Source organism: Mesorhizobium sp. (genome assembly GCF_024509055.1).
Classification (GTDB): domain Bacteria; phylum Pseudomonadota; class Alphaproteobacteria; order Rhizobiales; family Rhizobiaceae; genus Mesorhizobium.
This window is the reverse complement of record NZ_JANINM010000133.1, coordinates 1-4,287: the sequence shown is the minus strand read 5'-3', so window position 1 is coordinate 4,287 and position 4,287 is coordinate 1. Positions and strand designations below refer to the sequence as shown.

The window sequence follows — 4,287 nt, the reverse complement described above, 5'->3', positions numbered from 1 at the left end:
GGTGTCGATCGCCCGGCCGACTACAAGCTGCCGTCCTGCAAGGCGGGCGGCTGACGGGTTCAGCCATGGGGCAGATGCCGCTTCAAGGCCTCTGCCCCGCGCCACCTCAATCGATAACGAACGATGGGAAATGTCATGGACCCGCTCTTGAGCGTGACGGGCCTGCGCAAGAGCTACGGGCAGATGGAAGTGCTGAAGGGCATCGACTTCGAGGTGGCCGCCGGCCAGAAGATCGCGCTGATCGGCCCCTCGGGCTCGGGCAAGTCCACCTGCCTGCGCTGCCTGAACTTCCTCGAAAAGCCGAGCGCGGGCGAAATCCATCTCGACGGCGAGCGGATCGGCGTCAACCGCGGCCGGCCGATGAGCGACCGCCAGCTCGCCCCGCAGCGCGCCGAAATGGGAATGGTCTTCCAGCTGTTCAATCTCTGGCCGCATCTCTCGGTGACGGAGAACGTGGCCATCGCAGCCCGCAAGGTGCGCGGGCTTCCCGCCAGGGAAGCAAAGGAACTGGCGTTGGAAATGCTCGCCAAGGTCCACATGACCCACCGCGCCAACGCCTCGCCGCTGGAGCTTTCGGGCGGCCAGCAGCAGCGCGTGGCGATTGCCCGGGCGCTGGCCCAGAAGCCGAAGCTGATGCTGTTCGACGAACCGACCTCCGCGCTCGATCCGGAACTGGTGCATGAAGTGCTGAAGGTGATGGAGGAACTTGCTGCAGAGGGGCGAACCATGCTGATCGTCACCCACGAGATCGCCTTCGCGCGCGACATTGCCGATCGGGTGATGTTCCTGGACGGAGGAGCGATCGTCGAAGAAGGGCCTGCCCGGGAGTTGATCCTTTCCCCGCGCGAGGCGAGAACCCGTGCCTTCCTGAAACAGATCCGGCACTGAGGTTCAGTGCCATGACCGGAATATCGACCTTCATCATGGTGCTCGAGGGGCTGCTTGCCGGGGTCGGCGTCACCGTGCTGGTGACGCTCACGTCGCTGGCGCTCGGTGTCGCCCTCGGCTTCGGCCTCGCGCTTGTGCGCCAGTTCGGCAGGTTGCGCGCCGCCCATTTCCTGATCGATGCGTATTGCGAGATCATGCGCAACATCCCGGCCCTCACCCACCTGTTCATCCTCTATTTCGGCCTGGCGAGTATCGGCCTCAGATTGTCGGCCCTTGTCGCGGCGGTCCTCGGCCTGGGACTGATCGGCGCCGCGGTGACCTGCGACCTGTTCCGCTCGGGCTTCTCGGCGCTGCCAAACGGCCAGCGCGAGGCGGCGCTCGCGGTCGGCTTCACCCCGTTCCAGGCGATTTTCGACATCCTGACGCCGCAGGCGCTGCGCATCGCCCTGCCCTCGCTCGGCAACTACGCGGTCCAACTGCTCAAGGACACGTCCATCGTCTCCGCCATCGCGGCGCCCGAAATCATGTTCTACGCGCGGTCCATGGTGACGTCGTCGTTCCAGACCACGCTGATCTACGTGACGGCCGCCGGCCTTTATCTCGTGCTCAGCCTTCCGCTGATGCAGGCGGTGCGCTTCCTCGAAGGCCGCTATGGGAGGCTGAAGGCATGAGCAATTTCATCCAACCTTATCTCGAATATGGCGGGGAATGGGCGCCCCTTCTCATCAAGGCCATGGGCACGACCGCGCTTCTTTCGATCTGCGCCTTCGCCCTGTCGCTGGTGTTCGGCCTTTTGCTGTCGCTCTGCAGGCATACGCGATCCCCGGCGCTGCGCCATTTCGCAACGGCTTACGTCTCCCTGGTCCGGGGCGTGCCGCTGCTCGCCATCCTGTTCCTGCTCTATTTCGGCCTGCCCGGGATCGGCATCACCTTCAACGCCTTCTCCGGGGCGGTTCTGGGGTTGGCACTTGCTTTCGCGGCGCAGGTCGCGGAGTTGTTTCGCGCAGGCCTGATGGCGATCCCGAAGGGACAGCGCGAAGCGGCCCTCGCCGTCGGCTTCACGCCTTTCCAGAGCTTCCGCCTGATCGTTCTGCCGCAAGTGGTTCGCGTCATCATCGCTCCGCTCATCGTCACCTTCGTGTCGCTGTTGAAAGACTCCTCGCTCGCCTCGCTCATCACGGTGAACGAACTGGTACTGACCGGCCGGGCGATGGCGACGGAGTATTTCCTGCCGCTGCAAATCTACCTGGCGGTGGGGCTGTGCTACTTCCTCATCGCCTGGCCGTTCTCGCTGCTCTCCCGGCGACTTGCCGCCCCCACCGGCTGACTTTCAATCACAAGAGACAAACCATGACGAGTTCGACACATGAGTGCCGGCAGGACCGCAGGCCTGTCATCCTGATGTCGCCAGACTTCAGGCTGTCGGCCGATGGCTGGACGGAACGGGAATATGTCGTGCGGGCGAACTATGCCGAAGCCATCAGCGAGGCGGGCGGCACTGCGCTGATACTCCCTTATGAAACGTTCGATATTTCGGCGGCCCTCGAGCTTGCCGATGGCGTGATGATCACGGGCAGCACACCGGGACTGGAGGCCACCCAACAGCGCCGCGACTTCGAACTCGAGCTGGTCCGGCGCACGTTGAAGGCCGGAAAGCCGCTGCTCGGCATCTGCCACGGCATGCAACTGATCGGCGAATGGCTGGGCGGCACCTTCACGACCACGCTGCCGGAATCGGACGCCGTGGACCACCTGCCAAGCGCGGTTCCCAGCCGCCCGGCCCACCGGGTAACCATCGAGCCGACCAGCGATCTGGCGCGCATTCTCGGGGTGGACGAGATGGAGGTGAACAGCCTGCACCGGCACGCGCTTATGGGGGGCGGTCAATTCCGGGTCGCCGCACGCGCACGAGACGGCGTGATCGAGGCATTGGAAGGTGAGCCGGAAGGCGGCTTCTGCCTTGGGGTGCAGTGGCATCCGGAATATCGCCTGACCGAATTCGACAGCGCAATCCTGCGCAACTTCGTCGAGCGCAGCGCGAGGCGGTCCGGCGAAGGAACCAAGACACCCTGCGCCACAAGGGAGCGCCTCGCCGCGCTTGGCGTTTCCTTGCCTGAGGCTACCACACCCCCTGGCGCATTTGTCGGCGCGATCCGCACAGGCGACACCGTGACTGTGTCAGGACAGGTACCGATCAAGGATGGGGCCGTCCTCAGGACCGGCCATCTGGGCGCGGACATTTCGCTGGAGGCCGGGCGCGAATGCGCGCGCTGGGCGCTTCTCAACGCGCTCGCCCAGTTGGAACGGGCCGCGGGCGGGTTCGATCGGGTGAAGGGCTTCGTGCGGCTCGCCGGCTATGTCGCGGCAACCCCGGACTTTACGCAGCATGGCGCGGTGGTGGACGGCGCATCCGAGCTGCTGCGCGAGCTGTTGCCGGAATCCTGGCAGCACGTCCGCATCGCCATTGGCGTGGCATCGCTGCCACGCGGCGTGCCAGTCGAAATCGAGCTGACCGCCATCCTCTGCGGCGCGGAGGCTTGAACCCATGCGGATTGCCGTCATCGGAGCAGGCGTGATCGGCGTCGCATCGGCGTATCTGCTGGCACGCGAAAAGCACGAGGTGATCCTGATCGACGCCGCCGCCGAGCCCGGGCGCGGCGCGAGCGCAGGCAATGCCGCCCAGCTTTCCTGGGCCTATGGCGACGCCATGGCGTCACCAGCGCTGTTGAGGCATCTGCCTGCAATCCTCGCCGGCCGCGATCCCGCCTTCCGGATCCGTTGGCGGCTCGATCCCGACTTTCTGATCTGGGGGCTGCGCTTCATGGCGAACATGCCGGCCCGCCGCTGGTGGAGCAACACAAGCGCAATCCTGCGGCTGGCCGATGAATCGCGCAGGGAGATGGAGAGCCTGTTGGCGGACACCCGGATAGATTTCGATTATCGCGTCGCCGGAAAGCTCCACCTTCATCCTTCCGCTGCCGGCCTGGCCGCCGCGCGAGCGACCGTCGAGCGCAAGCGGCAGCTTGGTTTCGATCAGCGTCTGCTTTCGCGGCAGGAAGCCGAGGACGTCGAGCCCGCGTTGAAGACATACCAGGGAGAAATCGCGGGCGCCGTCTACACGCCGGGCGATGCCTTGGGCGACGCCGCCGCCTTTTGCCGGCATCTGACGGATTTCATGACGGCGCGGCTTTCTGTTTCAACCCGCTTCGAACACAAGGTCGCGGGATTTGAGCAGCACGATGGGCGGCTTTGCGCGGTGCGCTTCATCGATTGCGATCCGCTTGCCGTCGATGCGGCAGTCGTCACGGCCGGACCGCTGATCCATACGCTGGCGGTCGATCTGCCCGAAGCGAACCGGATCCAGCCTGTGCGGGGCTATTCGCTGACCGTGCCCTGGAA

5 protein-coding genes are annotated in these 4,287 nt (G+C 65.2%); all 5 read left to right on the top strand.

Annotation, left to right across the window (positions count from 1 at the left end):
* The first annotated feature begins 135 nt into the window (after positions 1 to 135).
* Positions 136 to 888 (top strand): amino acid ABC transporter ATP-binding protein, encoded by a 753-nt coding sequence (locus tag Q0L57_RS07070; protein ID WP_296740008.1) that lies wholly within the window; start codon positions 136 to 138, stop codon positions 886 to 888.
* An 11-nt stretch (positions 889 to 899) separates the two neighbouring features.
* Positions 900 to 1,559 carry an amino acid ABC transporter permease gene (locus Q0L57_RS07065; RefSeq protein WP_296740007.1) on the top strand — a complete coding sequence of 220 codons (660 nt, stop codon included), beginning with the start codon at positions 900 to 902 and terminating at the stop codon, positions 1,557 to 1,559.
* Complete coding sequence (locus Q0L57_RS07060) at positions 1,556 to 2,215, top strand: amino acid ABC transporter permease (RefSeq protein WP_296740005.1); 660 nt, start codon at positions 1,556 to 1,558, stop codon at positions 2,213 to 2,215. The genes Q0L57_RS07065 and Q0L57_RS07060 overlap by 4 nt, the downstream gene beginning before the upstream one ends.
* Positions 2,216 to 2,238: 23 nt before the next feature.
* Entirely contained in the window at positions 2,239 to 3,429 is a 1,191-nt protein-coding gene (locus Q0L57_RS07055) for an Atu1372/SO_1960 family protein (RefSeq protein ID WP_296740002.1), read from the top strand.
* A gap of 4 nt (positions 3,430 to 3,433) precedes the next feature.
* A partial coding sequence (locus tag Q0L57_RS07050) for an FAD-dependent oxidoreductase (protein ID WP_296740000.1) occupies positions 3,434 to 4,287 on the top strand: 854 nt, incomplete at its 3' end.